The sequence below is a fragment of the Streptomyces sp. PA03-1a genome (assembly GCF_033792805.1).
GTDB lineage: Bacteria > Actinomycetota > Actinomycetes > Streptomycetales > Streptomycetaceae > Actinacidiphila.
The window spans coordinates 1-15,399 of the sequence record NZ_JARAVO010000051.1; the positions used below are offsets into that span (position 1 = coordinate 1).

The 15,399-nt window shown below is 74.4% G+C and carries 13 protein-coding genes and 1 pseudogene; 12 read left to right on the plus strand and 2 right to left on the minus strand.

The features are described 5' to 3' along the window. Positions 1-233: 233 nt before the first annotated feature. Positions 234-2,141 (minus strand): glycosyltransferase family protein, encoded by a 1,908-nt coding sequence (locus tag PV341_RS13975; protein WP_500357921.1) that lies wholly within the window; start codon positions 2,139-2,141, stop codon positions 234-236. Between the two features lie 235 nt (positions 2,142-2,376). Here PV341_RS13975 and PV341_RS13980 point away from each other — a divergent pair, with 235 nt between their 5' ends. From PV341_RS13980 to PV341_RS13995, 4 genes are all read left to right on the plus strand, one after another. Then, the gene (locus PV341_RS13980; protein ID WP_500322030.1) at positions 2,377-3,153 is read left to right on the plus strand and encodes an IclR family transcriptional regulator; all 777 of its coding nucleotides are present in this window, start codon (positions 2,377-2,379) and stop codon (positions 3,151-3,153) included. Beyond that, complete coding sequence (locus PV341_RS13985) at positions 3,150-4,013, plus strand: SMP-30/gluconolactonase/LRE family protein (RefSeq protein WP_500322032.1); 864 nt, start codon at positions 3,150-3,152, stop codon at positions 4,011-4,013. The genes PV341_RS13980 and PV341_RS13985 overlap by 4 nt, the downstream gene beginning before the upstream one ends. Positions 4,014-4,150: 137 nt before the next feature. After that, a complete protein-coding gene (locus tag PV341_RS13990; protein WP_500322034.1) occupies positions 4,151-4,867 on the plus strand; it encodes an SCO2400 family protein in 717 nt (238 codons plus the stop codon). A 181-nt stretch (positions 4,868-5,048) separates the two neighbouring features. Then, complete coding sequence (locus PV341_RS13995) at positions 5,049-6,056, plus strand: NADP-dependent oxidoreductase (protein WP_500357922.1); 1,008 nt, start codon at positions 5,049-5,051, stop codon at positions 6,054-6,056. A 49-nt stretch (positions 6,057-6,105) separates the two neighbouring features. Here the strand turns inward: PV341_RS13995 and PV341_RS14000 are convergent, their stop codons facing one another. Continuing rightward, positions 6,106-6,729: a TetR/AcrR family transcriptional regulator gene (locus PV341_RS14000; protein ID WP_500322036.1), complete on the minus strand. Its 624-nt coding sequence runs from the start codon at positions 6,727-6,729 to the stop codon at positions 6,106-6,108. Positions 6,730-6,878: 149 nt separating this feature from the next. Between PV341_RS14000 and PV341_RS14005 the strand changes: the two genes are divergently transcribed. The 8 genes and pseudogenes from PV341_RS14005 (at position 6,879) to PV341_RS14040 (ending at position 15,359) form a co-directional block, all read left to right on the plus strand. Continuing rightward, on the plus strand, positions 6,879-9,395 hold the full coding sequence (locus PV341_RS14005) for a beta-glucosidase (protein WP_500357923.1): 2,517 nt from the start codon (positions 6,879-6,881) through the stop codon (positions 9,393-9,395). A gap of 189 nt (positions 9,396-9,584) precedes the next feature. After that, positions 9,585-10,133, plus strand: a complete 549-nt coding sequence (locus PV341_RS14010) for a hypothetical protein (protein ID WP_500322038.1) — start codon at positions 9,585-9,587, stop codon at positions 10,131-10,133. Positions 10,134-10,172: 39 nt separating this feature from the next. Beyond that, on the plus strand, positions 10,173-10,976 hold the full coding sequence (locus tag PV341_RS14015; protein ID WP_500322039.1) for an EI24 domain-containing protein: 804 nt from the start codon (positions 10,173-10,175) through the stop codon (positions 10,974-10,976). Between the two features lie 22 nt (positions 10,977-10,998). Beyond that, positions 10,999-11,259: pseudogene (locus PV341_RS14020) on the plus strand (EI24 domain-containing protein); the annotation flags it as partial. 86 nt (positions 11,260-11,345) lie between these two features. Then, on the plus strand, positions 11,346-12,101 hold the full coding sequence (locus PV341_RS14025) for a class I SAM-dependent methyltransferase (RefSeq protein ID WP_500357924.1): 756 nt from the start codon (positions 11,346-11,348) through the stop codon (positions 12,099-12,101). A gap of 87 nt (positions 12,102-12,188) precedes the next feature. Next, entirely contained in the window at positions 12,189-13,394 is a 1,206-nt protein-coding gene (locus PV341_RS14030; protein ID WP_500357925.1) for a PA0049 C-terminal domain-containing protein, read from the plus strand. Between the two features lie 6 nt (positions 13,395-13,400). After that, positions 13,401-13,535, plus strand: a complete 135-nt coding sequence (locus PV341_RS14035) for a hypothetical protein (RefSeq protein WP_500322044.1) — start codon at positions 13,401-13,403, stop codon at positions 13,533-13,535. Between the two features lie 183 nt (positions 13,536-13,718). After that, on the plus strand, positions 13,719-15,359 hold the full coding sequence (locus tag PV341_RS14040; RefSeq protein WP_500322045.1) for a pyridoxal phosphate-dependent aminotransferase: 1,641 nt from the start codon (positions 13,719-13,721) through the stop codon (positions 15,357-15,359). Positions 15,360-15,399 lie beyond the last annotated feature (40 nt).

Below are 15,399 nucleotides of genomic sequence, written 5' to 3' on the forward strand. Positions count from 1 at the left end.
GTACCCACCTGGACCCCGTCGGCGTCCGCCCCGGCTTCGGCGTCCGCCCCGCCCTCGGTGGCTGCCCCGGCTCCGGCGTCCGCCCCGGCTTCGGCGGCCGTTCCCTCCACATCCCCCTCGGCCGCGCCGTCGAGGCCCGCGGTGCCCGGCTGAGGAGGACGAAGCGAGGACGAAGCAAGGACGGCCGCCCGTACCGGGCGGCCGTCCTGGTGTGCCGGGTCCTGCCGTGTTCCTCAGCGCCGCGCCATGTGGTGCCGTACCGCCGCCATGCGGGCGGAGGCGCGCTGCCTGGGCGCGCGGTGCCGGCCCCTGGCCGTACGCCGGGCCCGTCGCGCCTGCCGAGCGGCCAGGACGTCCGCCACCCGGCGCCGCAGCACGCTGCACCGCCAGACCAGCAGCGGGACCAGGGAGGTCAGCAGCGCGATCGCGGCCCAGACGCGCAGCGCCGGGTGGGCGTGGCCGCGGGGGACCGAGGCGAGCAGCGAACCGGCGAGCAGGGCCGCCCAGAGCAGGTGGACACGGAAGGTGGCGAGCCGGTCCGGGCGGGCCGGGCCGCCCTCGGCCGTGGCGAGCCGGCCCGGCGGGCGCCGGAGCACCGTCCGTACCAGGGAGAGTACGTGGAGCGGGGCGGACACCGCGGACATCAGCAACCCCGCGACGCCGAAGGACCCCTTCGGCCGGTGGGGGCCGGCGTTGCGCCCTCGGGTCCCCAGGCACAGGGCGATCCGGAACGCGACGGCGGCGCCGTGGAGCGCCAGCCACACCGTGGGGTCGAAGGGGGCGCCGGAGGCACCGAGCCCCAGGAAGAGCACGCAGGCCAGCGCGGAGAGGATCCAGCCGAGGCCCGAGAGGGGGTAACGGGCGGCCGCCAGCGTGTAGGTGAGCAGGCTGCCGGGGCGCAGTTTCCACGGGGCCTTCCAGAACTGCCGCAGGAGGGACTCGTAGGTGCCGCGGCTGCGGTGCAGTTCCTGGGCGAAGAAGCCGTTCCAGGAGGACGGTCCCCGGCCGACGGCCACCACGTCCGGGGTGTGGACCGAGCGCCACTTGCGGCCGGTGGCGGGGTTGCGGCGGGCGTGGATCTCCAGCCCGGTGGCCAGGTCGCCGGCGGCGGAGTCGTACATCCCGCCGGCCTGCCGCAGCGCCGTGACGCGGACGACGTCGGTGGTGCCGGTGAACAGGGCGGAGCCGTAACGGTTGCCGGCCCGCTGCGCGGAGGCGTGGACGAGGAACCGGTGGCTCTCGGCGGCCCTCGTCACGGCGGTGTCGTGGTCGCCGTGGACCTGCGGGCCGACGACGAAGGCGACGTCCGGGTCGCGGAAGTAACCGAGCATCCGCTCCAGGTAGTGGGGGAGCGGGACCTGGCCGGTGCCGACGCCGGCGGTGAACTCGTAGTCGCCGCCGTGGGCGTCGAGCCAGGCGTTGTGGTCGCCGTGCCGGGCGCCGGCGCGCAGGGCGCCCTTGGGGTGGTTCCAGCGCGCGACGCCCTTGCGGGTGAAGTGCCGTACGCCCAGCGTCTCGCAGAGCCGCCGGACCTCCGGGTCGTCGTCCTGGTCCAGCAGCCACACGTCGACGGGGCCTTCGTGCCGGACGCGTACCGCGCCCTCCAGCGTGGCCCGCAGCTCCTCCAGGGACTCACCGCCCGGGGCGGAGGAGACCAGGAGGGCGACCCGGGTGCCCGGTGCCGGGGCGACCGGGACCGGGTCGCGGGCGACCAGGGTGGCGTGGGCGTGGGCGAGGACGGCGACCAGGCGGAGGAGTTCGAGGAGGCCGAGGGAGACCAGCATCGCGGTGTCGGCGACGTGCGCCCACTGCGGCGCGGTCTCCCGGGCCGTCCAGTGGCGCGGCTGCACGAGCCAGACCAGCACGCCCAGCGAGGCCAGGGGTGCGGCGGTGAGCAGCAGCCAGGTGCGGATCCGGTGCCCTTCGCGGGAGATCAGGCTGCGGTACCTGACCCGGTACAGCACCCCTGGCCGAGGGGGGTCGTTGAGGGGTCCGGCGAGCGTCCCGTGGCGCGCGTAGTCGTAGCGGCGGGGGGCGCCGGGGACCGGGGCCGGCCGGTCGCCGTCGCCGGTGGCCGGTGCGGGGACGAGCCCGCCGGGCCGGTTGGGCGTCTTGCGCATGCTGCTGGGCGTGATCGTCACGGCGACCCCGTAGGAGGAGAGAGGTGAAGGAATCACCGAAAGGTGGGAAAGCGGTGCAAAGCCCCTGATGGGCACTGAGAAAGTAGCAAAGGGCCCTAGAGTTATCCGACAAGCAGACAATCGGCGTGGCGCGGTGCGCGGCCATTGCCCGCTACGACCCGGCGCGGATACGCTGCGTTCGCGATACCGATCGCTATACGGAATATCGAACAGGCGCCGGAGAGAGCGAGCAGAGATGGGACGTCTCGTACCCGCCGTGACCAGAGCCCTGGACATCCTGGAGCTCTTCCTCGAAGGCGACGGCACGATGTCCGCGCCCGAGATCACCCGCAGGCTGGGTCTGCCGCGCACCACCGTGCACGAGCTGGTGACGACCCTCGCCGCGCGCAACTACCTGGTGCCGCAGCCCGGTCAGTCCGGCCGCTACCGCCTCGGCGTGCGCACGTACCAGCTCGGCAGCCGCTACGCCGAGCAGCTGGACCTCGCCGCCGAGGGTCAGCAGGTGGCCCGTTCGGTCGCGGAGACCTGCGACGAGACGGTGCACGTGGCGATCCTGGAGGGCACCGACGTCATCTACATCGCCAAGGTGGACAGCACCCACGCGGTCCGGATGGTGTCGGCGGCCGGGCGCAGGCTGCCCGCGCACTGCACCTCCGTCGGCAAGATGCTGCTGGCCTCGCTGCCCCCGGACGCCCTCGACGAACGCCTGCCCGGCGACGGGCCGCTGCCCGCGATGACCGAGCACAGCATCACCTCGGCCGACGAACTGCGGCGCCAGCTCGGTGCGGTGCGCGAGCGGGGGGTCGCCGTCGAGCGGCGCGAGTCCAACCCGGACGTCTCCTGCGTCGCCGCCCCGGTCCGCAACTCGGCGGGACGGGTGGTGGCCGCGCTCAGCATCTCCGTGCCGATGATCCGCTGGACCGAGGAGCGCCGGGCCGAGCTGGAGGAACTGGCCGTCAAGGGCGCCGCCGAGCTGTCCGAGCGCCTCGGGCACCGGGGCGGTGCGCGATGAGCGGGGTCGAACTCGCCCTCAAGGCCGGGGCGCGCCTCGGCGAGGGCCCGACCTGGGACCCGGTCGGCGCGCGGTTGCTGTGGGTGGACATCCTCGCCTCCCGGGTGCACTGGTACGACCCGGCCGGCGGCGGCGAGTCGGTGATGGCGACCGGGCAGCACGTCGGCGCGGCCAAGCCGCGCGCGGCCGGCGGCGTGGTGGTGAACCTGCGCGACGGCGTGGGGCTGTACGACGCGGACGGTGCCTTCCGCTGGCTGCACCGCGACCCCGTCCCCGGCCGGCGGGCCAACGACGCCGCCGTGGACGCCGCGGGCACCCTGTGGGCCGGCACCATGCGCTACGACGAGGCGCCCGGCGGCGGGACCCTGCGCCGGGTGGCCCCGGACGGCACGGTCGAGCCGGTGCTGGACGACGTGACCGTCAGCAACGGCACCGACTGGAGCCCCGACGGCTCCCTCATGTACTACGTGGACAGCCCGACCCGGCGCGTCGACGTCTTCGACGTCGACCGGGACACCGGACTCGTCCGCGGGCGGCGGCCGTTCGCGGAGGTCGAGGAGGCCGCGGGGCTCCCGGACGGCCTCACCGTGGACGCCGAGGGCTGCGTCTGGGTGGCCCTGTGGGACGGGGCCGCCGTCCGCCGCTACACCCCGCGGGGGGACCTGGACCGGGTCGTGGAGGTGCCGGTACGGCGGCCCACCGCCTGCGCCTTCGGCGGCCCGTCGCTGACCGATCTCTACATCACCTCCGCGAGCACGGGCCTTGACGCCCGGGAGCTGGCCGAGCGGCCGCTGTCGGGATCGCTGCTGGTGGTGCCGGGGGCCGGGCAGGGGATGCCCGATGTGCCGTTCGGTGGTTGATTCCGTGGTGGTTCGGGGTTGATTCGGGGCTGATCGGCCCCTAAACCCGCATGTCCCGGGTTTCACAGAGGTTTCACGGGATCGACGGTCAACTCATATGTACGTCGTATCGTCGCGTCCCATACGCTGCCGGGGCAATGGACTACTGCGCAGCATGCCGACGGCACATCAACGGCGCCCTGTCTTGCCCGGGGTGCGGAACGCCCGCTCACCAGCTCGGTGCGCAGGGGCCTGCCGACGCGCCCGTGCAGGAGCCCGGGACCGACGAGGGCGAGGCCACGGCGCCGCCCGAGGGCGGTCGTGCGGACCGCCGCAAGGCCGCGGGACGGGGGTCCGCGGAGAGCTCCCCGCGCCGTTCCGGCAGCCGGGCCCGCACCCGCCGCGTCCGCACCCGCCGCCGTTCCCGGCTGCTGGTCGGCACCCTGGTGGGCGCCGCGATCGTGCTCGTCGGCTGGAGCGTGGCGGAACTCCCGCTCGCCGGCTACGTGACGGGCGCGAGTTCGGCCGCCTCGGACGACACGCGGACCGACGGCGCCTCCCCGCGCCCGACCTCCTCGCCCGGCGACGACACCTCGGGGGACCCGGCGGCACCCGCCTCCGACGCCCCGGCGTCCGAGAGCGCGAGCGCCTCCGCGTCGCCCAGCGCCTCCAAGAGCGACAAGGAGTCGTCGTCCCCCTCGGCCTCGGCCTCCGCCTCGGTCAGCCACCCGCCCGCCGGCTCCGGGACCAAGCCCCCCGCCGGAGGGGGCCCCACCACCTCGGCGCCGCAGAACTCGAGCCCGGCGTCCGCGCCCCCCACGCACACGCCGAAGCCGACGCCCTCCTGCACCCGTTTCCTGTGGTGGTGCACCTGACGGGCACCGGGCCCGTCCTCCCCGGCTCGTCCACCGACCCGCTCCGACCCGCTCCGTCCTGCGGTCCCACCGGCCGTCGCCGCGGTGTGCGACGGGACACGCCCATGCCGATTTATTTGACTTCCTCAAACATCCAGGCTCATGGTTAGTTAAGAACCTAAAGCTTTGGAGGCGTTCCCCCATGCCGAAGAGCCGTGAATGGCACCTGGTCGCCCGCCCGCACGGGTGGCCGAAGCCCGAGGACTTCGCGCTGCGCGAGACCGAGGTCCCCGAGCCCGGACCCGGTGAGATCCTCGTGCGCAACCTCTACGTGTCGGTCGACCCCTACATGCGAGGCCGTATGAACGACGCGAAGTCGTACGCGGAGCCGTACCGGCTGGACAAGCCGATGCACGGCGGCGCGGTCGGCCGGGTCGTCGCCTCGGGCGCGGAGGGCTTCGCCCCCGGCGACCACGTGCTGCACTTCCTCGGCTGGCGTGAGTACGCCCTGGTCAACGCGGAGACCGCGGTCAAGGTCGACCCCGACCTCGCCCCGCTCAGCACCTACCTGGGCGTGCTCGGGATGACCGGCCTCACCGCCTACGCGGGCCTGTTGCGCGTCGCCGGCCTCAAGGAGGGCGACGCGGTCTTCGTCTCCGGCGCGGCGGGCGCGGTCGGCAGCCAGGTCGGCCAGATCGCCAAGCTCAAGGGTGCCTCCCGGGTCATCGGCAGCGCCGGTTCGGACGAGAAGGTCAAGCTCCTCGTCGAGGAGTACGGCTTCGACGCCGCCTTCAACTACAAGGACGGCCCCGTGGCCGAGCAGTTGGCGGCGGCCGCGCCCGACGGCATCGACGTCTACTTCGACAACGTGGGCGGCGAGCACCTCGAGGCGGCCATCGGCGCCCTCAACCTGCGCGGCCGGGTGGCCGTCTGCGGCATGATCGCCCTCTACAACGCGACCGAGCCCGCCCCCGGCCCCCGCAACCTGTCCCGGCTCATCCAGAACCGGCTGCGCATCGAGGGCTTCCTCGTCGGTGACCACTACGACCTGCAGTCGCAGTTCGTCCAGGAGGTCGGCGGCTGGATCCGCGAGGGCAGGCTGCGCTACCGCGAGACCGTCGTCGACGGGATCGAGAACAACCTGGAGGCCTTCCTCGGCGTCCTGCGCGGTGACAACACCGGGAAGATGCTGGTGCGTCTGCCCGATTAGCAGCGGGCGGGAACGGGGGACGAGGGGCGTGCCCGGATGGGTGCGCCCCTCACGCGCCGCCGGGTTCCCCGGCGTCGCGGGCCGGATCGAGCAGGGCGACGAAGCGCCGGAAGACCGCGGGCATGTCCACCTCGCCGGGGTCGTGCAGCCACTGCAGTTGCAGACCGTCCATGACGGCCACGAGCAACGGGGCGGCCTGCTCGGGCGTGAGGCCGCCGGGCAGCGTCCCGCCGTACTCGGCGCGCAGCGAGTCGGCGGCCCAGCGGCGCACCCGTGTGTAGCGGTCCCTGAAGTACTCCCGCGCCGGGTGGTCCTCGGTGACGCTGTCGCCGGCGAGCACGCTGAAGACCTGGACGACGCCCGGCCGGGTGGCGTTGTACTCGACCAGGTTGGCCACCATCTCCATCGGCCAGGCCGTGCCGTGCAGCGCCGCCGAGGCCATGTCCCACCGGTCGCGGACCTCGAGCACCGCGACGAGCAGGGCCTCCTTGGTCGGGAAGTAGTGGAGCAGCCCCTGCTGCGTGAGCCCGACCCGCTCCGCGACGGCGGCCAGCGAAGCCCCCCGGTAGCCGCGTTCGGCGATCACTTCGAGGGCGGCCTGGATGATCTCCGCCTTGCGGTCCTCGTTGCGGACCGCGCGGCCGAGTCCCCGGCCGCGGTCGTTGGCAGTCACAGGCGTGAGCCTAGCCCGGTGCCGGGTACGGGCCGAAAGTAACGAAGAGGTGACGACACCTACCGATCAACAGGACGCGGGCCGGAGGATGGCGACCAGTCAGGCAGGCAGGCGACGGGTTGTCACGTCCTCACGAAGGAGTCCACCCCATGAGCGACACCTCCGGAACCCCGCTCGACGACGCGGTCGAACGCGCGCTGGGCAAGCTCGACCTCGACGCGAAGGCACGGCTGCTGGCCGGGCAGGACATGTGGTCGCTGCCCGCGCTGCCCGAGATCGGACTGGGCTCGCTGGTCATGTCGGACGGGCCCATCGGGGTGCGCGGCGTGCGCTGGACCGCGGACGACCCCTCCATCGCGCTGCCCAGCCCCACGGCGCTCGCCGCCACCTGGGACCCCGCCCTCGCCCGCCGCACCGGGCGGCTGCTCGCCCAGGAGGCCCGCCGCAAGGGCGTGCACGTCCTGCTCGCCCCGACCGTCAACCTGCACCGTTCGCCGCTGGGCGGGCGGCACTTCGAGGCGTACTCCGAGGACCCGTACCTCACCGGTGAGATCGGCACCGGCTACGTCGCGGGCGTCCAGGACGGCGGGGTCGGCACGACCGTCAAGCACTTCGTCGCCAACGACGCCGAGACCGAGCGCTTCACCGTCGACAACGTCATCGGCGAGCGCGCCCTGCGCGAGCTCTACCTCGCGCCCTTCGAGGCCATCGTCAGGGACGCCCGTCCCTGGGGCGTCATGGCCGCCTACAACTCCGTCAACGGCACCACGATGACCGAGCACCACCGCCTGCAGAACGAGGTGCTGCGCGAGGAGTGGGGCTTCGACGGCTTCGTCGTCTCCGACTGGGCGGCCGCCCGGGACACCGCCGCTGCCCTCGCCGGCGGCCTCGACGTGGCCATGCCGGGATCGCGCACCGTCTACGGGCAGGCGCTGGCCCGCGCGGTGCGCGAGGGCCGCGTCGAGGAGTCCGCCGTGGACACGGCGGTGCGCAACGTGCTGCGGCTCGCCGCCCGGGTGGGCCTGCTGGCGGACACCCCCGCGGCGGTGCCCGCCGACCGGATCCCCGCCGCGATCGACGGCCCCGCGCTCGCCCGGGAGATCGCCCGCCGCTCCTTCGTCCTGGTCCGCAACGAGCCGCGCGACGGGCGGCCCGTCCTGCCGTTCGACCCCGCCGCGGTGCGCGGGATCGCGCTCATCGGCGCGGCCGCGCGTGACGCCCGGGTGCTCGGCGGCGGGTCCGCGCAGGTCTTCCCCGCCCACGTGGTCGCGCCGCTGGACGGCCTGCGCGCGGCGCTGCCGGAGGGCACCCCCTTGGCCTACGCCGTGGGCGCCGACCCCAACGAGGAACTCGCGCCCGCCGGGCCGGGCTTCGCGCTGCGCGCGGTCTGCCGGGACGCGGCGGGCGAGGTCCTCGGCACCTGCACGCTGCCCGGGGGCCACGTGCAGTGGATGGGCGGTGACCTGCCCGACGGGGTGACCCACGACACCCTGCACTCCGTCGAGGTGACCGGCACCTTCACCCCCCGCGAGAGCGGCGCCCACCACTTCGGGACCCGGGGGCTGGGCGGCTTCCGGCTCGTCGTGGACGGCGCGCCGGTCTACGAAGGGACCCAGGTCGCCGGGCCCGAGTCCGGTCCCTTCGAGGGGATGTTCGGTGCGCCCGTCGAACGCGGCCGGGTCGTACTGACCGCCGGGGTGCCCGTCGAGGTCTCACTGACCCACGCCCTGCCCCAGGACCGCAGGGGGCCGGTCCGGGCGGTCGTCTTCTCGCTCGTCCACGGCGAACCGCAGCGGGACGGGGACGAGTTGATCGCGGAGGCCGTCGCGGCGGCGCGGGAGGCGGAAGTGGCGGTGGTCGTGGTCGCGACCACCGAGCGGGTCGAGAGCGAGGGATTCGACCGCGCGGACCTGCGGCTGCCGGGCCGTCAGGACGAACTCGTGCACGCGGTGGCCGCGGTGAACCCTCGGACGGTGGTCGTGGTGAACGCCGGATCGCCGGTGGAGATGCCGTGGCGCGAGGAGGCCGCCGCGGTGCTGATCGGGTGGTTCCCCGGACAGGAGGCCGGCGCGGCGCTCGCCGACGTCCTCCTCGGCGCCGCCGAGCCCGGCGGCCGGCTGCCCACCACCTGGCCGGCCCGGCTGGCCGACGCCCCGGTCGGCGAGGTCGTGCCCCGGGACGGGGTCCTGCGCTACGACGAGGGCGTCTTCATCGGCTACCGCGCCTGGGAGCGGGCCGGGGCGGAGCCCGCGTACCCGTTCGGGCACGGGCTCGGCTACACCGACTGGGCCTACGAGGACGCCTCCTTCGCACCGGCGGAGGGGCCGGAAGCGGACGGCGGGCGAGGCACCCTGGGCACGCTCACCGTACGGCTGCGCAACACCGGTGACCGGGCCGGGCGGGAGGTCGTCCAGGTCTACCTGGCGGCGCCCGCGGGCGAGGACCCGGCGGGCGGACGCCCGGCCCGCGTCCTGGCCGGATTCCTCCCGGTGGAGCTTCCGGCGGGCGCCGTGACGGAGGCCCGGATCGCGCTGCCCCGCCGTGCCGCGCAGATCTGGGACCCCTCGGAGGGTGACTGGCGCACTCTTGCGGGTACGTACACCGCCGAGGTCGCGCGCAGCGTCGCCGACCGCCGTCTCACGGTGCCGGTGGCCGTGGGCGGCTGACCCACCACCCCGGGGAGGTCCCTGACAGCCTCCCCGGGGTGCGGGGTCGTCGTCGCATGATGACGGATCGTCAGGCTCCGTTCCGGGTGCGGTCCCCCGGCCGGCCCCCGCCCGATTGCGGGCCGCCTCCCGTGACGTGACGCTCGTGCCAACCGCGCCCCACTCCAGGCGTCCACCCGAGGAGCAGCGATGACGGCACGTACGCGCACCCGTCCGGTCCTGGCCGGCGCGGCTCTCGTCCTGGCCGGCGCGTCCGCGCTGCTGACCGGCTCCGCGCGGGCCGGCGAGCCGCCCGCGCCCGCCGTCGCCGGCTGCACGGTGAACGGCCGGGCGGTCACCGGGGGTGCCGTCACCGGCACCGAGGGCTTCGACGAGATCGACTGCCCGGGCGGTGTCCCCGCGGGCGTCGTGGTCGCCGGGGCCGGCGGCGTCGACGTCATCACGGTCCACGGCGGCAACGCGGGGACCGTCGACGGCGGCGGCGGGGCCGACATGATCGAGATCAACGGCGAGAACAGCGGGCGGGTCACCGGAGGCGACGGCGACGACCTCGTCGACCTCATCGGCGACGCCGGGGCCAACTCCGGTACCGTGGGCGGCGGACCGGGCGACGACGTGCTCTTCCTCAAGGCCCAGGACATCGCCGGCACCGGCGTCGTCACCGGCGACACGGGCTCCGACGTCTGCCTCTTCGACCCGGACCCCTCGGGCGCCCGGGACTGCGAGGTCATGGTCTGAGCCCCACCGTCCGCGCGCGGTTCGCATACCCTGTCGCGCATGCGAGATCTTGCCAACGGGATACGGCTCTTCGTGGACGGCCAGCGCTGGGTGCTCCGGCACGGCCGCTGGTTCGGCTTCGGGCTGCTGCCGGCGCTGATCACCCTCGTCGGCTACGTGGCGGCACTGGTCGTCCTCGCCTTCTGGGCCGACGACGCGACCGCCTGGGCCACGCCCTTCGCCGACGACTGGGACTCGCCCTGGCGCGGCCTGTTCCGCGGGCTGCTCACCGCGGTCGCCTTCGGCGGCGGCCTGCTGCTGGCGGTGATCTCCTTCACAGCGGTGACGCTCCTGGTCGGCCAGCCCTTCTACGAGTCCCTCGCCGAGCGGGTCGACGTCACCGAGGGCGGCGCGCCCGACGCCCCCGACGTCCCGCTGTGGCGGGAGCTGCTGCAGTCCGCCCGGGACAGCCTGCGGGTGCTGGTCCGGGTCGCCGCCTGGGGCATCCTGCTGTTCGCCGCAGGCTTCATCCCCTTCGTCGGCCAGACCGTCGTCCCCGCGATCGGCTTCTGCGTCTCCGGGTACTTCCTCGCCCTCGAACTCAGCGGGGTGGCCTTCCAGCGGCGTGAGGTCCCGTTGCGGATGCGGATGCGGATGCTGCGCGGGCGGATGGCGCTGACGCTGGGCTTCGGTGTGCCGTTGATCCTGTGTTTCCTGGTGCCGTTGGTGTCGGTGCTGCTCATGCCGGGTGCGGTGGCGGGTGCGACGCTTTTGGTGCGTGCGTTGATGCAGCCGCAGGAGGTGCCCGAGCCGCGGCCGGAGCCGGGTGCGCCGGTGGGGCGGCTGGACTTGGGCAAGCCGTAGCCGCCGGGGGCTCGGCGGCGGGGTGGCCTTCCAGCGGCGTGAGGTCCCGTTGCGGATGCGGATGCGGATGCGGATGCTGCACGGTCGGATGGCGCTGACGCTGGGCTTCGGTGTGCCGTTGATCCTGTGTTTCCTGGTGCCGTTGGTGTCGGTGCTGCTCATGCCGGGTGCGGTGGCGGGTGCGACGCTTTTGGTGCGTGCGTTGATGCAGCCGCAGGAGGTGCCCGAGCCGCGGCCGGAGCCGGGTGCGCCGGTGGGGCGGCTGGACTTGGGCAAGCCGTAGCCGCCGGGGGCGATCCGGAGGGAACCGTTCCGCACCTGCCGCGTGACTTATGCCCTGTGGACGAGCACGCGAGGGGGAGGCGCGCCATGGCGCAGCGCACCAACCAGTACGACGACAATCCGCAGAGCTACCGCACCTACTGGGAAGGCCGCGGCTACGAACACGACGCCGAGGTCGCCGCGTTGCGGCGGCTGCTCGAAGGGCGGCACTTCGGGCACGCGGCGGACGTCGGCGGCGGCTTCGGCCGGCTCGTGCCGGTGCTGCGGGAGTTCGCCGACCGGGTCACGCTGGTGGACGCCAGCCGCAAGCAGCTGGACGACGCGGAGGAGTTCCTCAGGGGGCTCGCGGGGGTGAGCATGCGGCTGATGATCGCGGGAGGCCTCGGGCTGCACTCCGCGAGCGTCGACCTGGTCACCATGATCCGCGTCATGCACCACCTGCCCGACCCGGGGGCCGCGCTGACCGAGATCGCCAGGGTGCTGCGGCCGGGCGGCACCGCCGTCGTCGAGACCGCCAACCTCGCGCACGCCGCCAACCGGCTGCGCTACGCGGCGCACCGCCGGCGGGTGCCGCGGTCGCCGGTGGACATCCGCTCGGCGGAGAACCGCGAGCGCGACAGCATCCCGTTCGTCAACCACCACCCGCGCACGGTGGCCGCGCAGCTGGAGGCCGCGGGGCTGCGCGTGGAGCGCCGGCTGTCGGTGTCCAACCTGCGCAGCGCGCGGCTCAAGCGGGTGGTCCCGCACGCGACGCTGGTACGGGCCGAGGGGGCGCTGCAGTCCCCGCTGGCCCGCGTGGGGTTCGGGCCGAGCATCTTCTTCCTCGCCCGCAAGCCGGCGTAGCGCCCGGGACCCCTGGCGGAGCGGCGCCCCGGTGCGCCATGCTCCGGGCGGCCGACCCGCTACCCGACCGCCCGGAGGTTCCCCGCGATGCGCCTGCCGCTCCGCCCTGCCGTGCCCGCCGACGTGCCGCCGCCCACGGCGGAGGAACTGCGCCTGGAGCGGGCCGTGCCGCGGGAGATCCTGCGCCGCGGCGGCTTCGACACCGCGGCCCCGCGGTTCGCCCGGGCCCTGGCGGAGGCCCGCGACCCGGCCTCGGCCGCCCGGAGCGTGCGGCGGCACGGGCGCGCGCTGTGGCGGGCCGCGGTGGACCGGGCCCAGGGCCGCGGGGCGGTGGGCGGTGACCTGAGCCACGACGACGACCGGCCGCTGTACTGGGCCCGGCTCGCCCTCGGCGCGGAACTGCGCCGGTGGGAACCGGCGTTCGCGCTGCCCGCCGCCGGCCGTGTCGCGCTGGCGGCCCGGCTGGAGCGCGCCTCGCGCGGACAGGACGCCGTCCGCCCGCCCCTGGCCGAGGGCGTGCGGCGCATCCTGCTGACCGGCTTCGACCCCTTCCGGCTGGACACCGACATACGCTGCAGCAATCCCTCCGGGGCTGCGGCGCTCGCCCTGGACGGCGTCACCCTCGCGACCGCCGCGGGCCCCGCCCGCGTCGAGACCGTCGTCTTCCCGGTGCGCTGGGGCGACTTCGCCGACGGCACGGTCGAAGCCGTCCTGTGCCCCCGGTTCCGGCCAGGCCCGCGCCGGGTCGACCTGTTCGCGACCGTCAGCCAGGGCCGGGACGGACGCTTCGACCTCGAACGCTTCAACGGCGCCTGGCGCGGCGGCCATCCCGACAACACCGGCCTGTCCGTCACCGGCCCGGTCCCGGTCCCGGTGGCCGCCGCCGACCGGCAGCCGCAGTGGACGGCGTCCACGCTGCCGTACGCGGCGCTCGCCGCCGCCGGCACCGGCCCCTTCCCGGTGCACGACCGCACCACCGTCACCGAGGTCCCCGCCGGGGCGACCGACCCCGTCACCCGTGACGGCGGCCCGACCTCCGGCTCCGCGGCCCGCGCCGGGGGCGGCGGCGACTACCTCTCCAACGAGATCGCCTACCGGGCCACCCTGCTGCGGGACAGGCTCGCGCTGCCCGCCCCGGGCGGCCATGTCCACACCCCGGTGCTGCACTTCGGCCCCGGCAACACCGACCCGGCCACCGGCACGGTCACCGACCCCGCCTTCGTCGCCCAGCGGCTCGCGGTCACCGCCCAGATCCGTGCCCTCCTCGTCGCGGCCGCGGGCACGCTCGGCTGAGGAGAGGTGAAGGACAGGGGCCGCACGCGGACCCGGGTGCTCGACCATGTCCCGGCCGGGGACGTGAAGCTCGTCGCGCCGGCCGCCGCGGGCCGGATCACCACCGTCGCCGTGGGCCTGCGCGGTCAGGGGAGGCGATGACTGAACGGAAGCCCCGCCGGGCCCGTATGAGACCGGGGACGGCCGCAAGATAGCCGAACCGCGCACCACTTGTCCCGTAAACACCACACATGTACCAGATGTGAGGAATATGCGAAAAGGTGGTGCAGGCAAGGGGAAGCGGGCCGCCGCGGCGTGGCCCCCGTGATCGAGGGAGGTTCTGCCGTGACCGTCGCAGTCGGCGCCACCGGTAATGCCACCGAGTTGTTCCGCGCCAACACCGCGCACAGTCCCTCGTACTTCGCGCTGCGCCGCGCCGCCGGCGGCCTGTCGTCCTCCGACGCAGGACACGACATCGTCGACTTCTGCATCCCGTGCAACCCCTACTTCCCGAGCCCGGCCATGTACGACAAGCTCCAGGAGTCGATGCGGGACATCCTCACGTACTACCCGAGCAGCACGGACGTCATCACCAACGAGCTGTGCTCGCTGCTCGGCCTCAACCCGCAGACCGTGGCCATGGGCAACGGCTCGACCGAGCTGATCACCTGGATCGACCACCTGCTGGTCCGCGAGAGCCTGGCCGTCCCCATACCGACCTTCGGCCGCTGGACCGACCAGCCCATGGAGACCGGCAAGCGCGTCGACATGTTCCTCCTCCCGGAGGCCGCCGGATTCGCCCTCGATCCGGCGGCCTTCGTCTCGTTCGTCCGCGCACGGGGTTCGCGTACGGCCGTGATCTGCAACCCCAACAACCCCGACGGCGGCTTCCTCCCCAAGCACGCCGTCGTCGCGCTCATGGACGCCCTGTCCGACCTCGACCTCGTCGTGATCGACGAGTCCTTCCTCGACTTCACCGACGCCGAGGCCTGGCCGAGCGTCGCCGGCGAGGCCGTCCTGCGGCCCAACGTGATCGTCCTGCGCAGCCTCGGCAAGAACTTCGGCCTGCACGGCATCCGCTTCGGCTACCTCGTCGCCAACCCCGCGCTGGCCGGGAAGGTCCGCCGCATGCTGCCCAAGTGGAACCTCAACTCCTTCGCGGAGGCGGTGGTCTTCATGCTCAAGGACCACCGCGAGGAGTACGCGCAGAGCCTGCGCCTGGTCTCCCGCGACCGGCAGGAGATGACCTGGCAGCTCGCGGCCCTGCCGGGGCTGACCGTCTACCCGTCCCAGGGCAACTTCGTCTTCGTCAAGCTCCCCGACGGCGTCGACGGCGCCGTGCTGCGCGACCGGCTGCTGGCCGAGCACGGGGTGCTGGTCCGCGAATGCGGCAACAAGCTGGGCAGCAGCAGCCGTTTCATGCGGCTCGTGGTCCGGCCGCAGGCCGACGTGCAGCGGCTGCTGACCGGGCTGAGCACGGTGCTGTACGGCAGCACCTGGTACGCGGCGCCCGCGCCCACGCCCGCGGCGGCTGCCGCGCCCGTCCAGGAGCAGCCCCCGCAGCCCGCTCCGCAGCAGCTGCCGCAGATCCAGCCCGCGCCGCCCGTACAGCCCGCCATGCCGCCGGTGCAGCCGCTCCCGCAGATCCAGCAGGCCCCGCCGCCCCAGCCGATGTACGAGCAGCCCGTGGGGCCGCCGCCGATGCCGCCGCAGCCGGTCTACGAGTTCAGGCCCGAGCCGCCGCCGCAGCCGGTCTACGAGTTCAGGCCCGAGCCACAGCAGCAGCCGGTCTACGAATTCAGGCCCGAGCCACAGCAGCAGTCGCAGCAGCAGCCTCAGGTGCCGCCTCAGACGCAGCCCCAGCCGCGCCCCCAGGCGCCCGCTCCGGACACGTACCCCGCGCTGACCGCCGAGGTCCCGCCGGCCTTCGCTTCGGCGCCGCCCGGCACCCCGCGGCCGGCGCTGTACTGGCAGGACGCCTCCTGACGCACCGCGCCCGCGCGGGCCGGTGAGCGACCGGACCGCG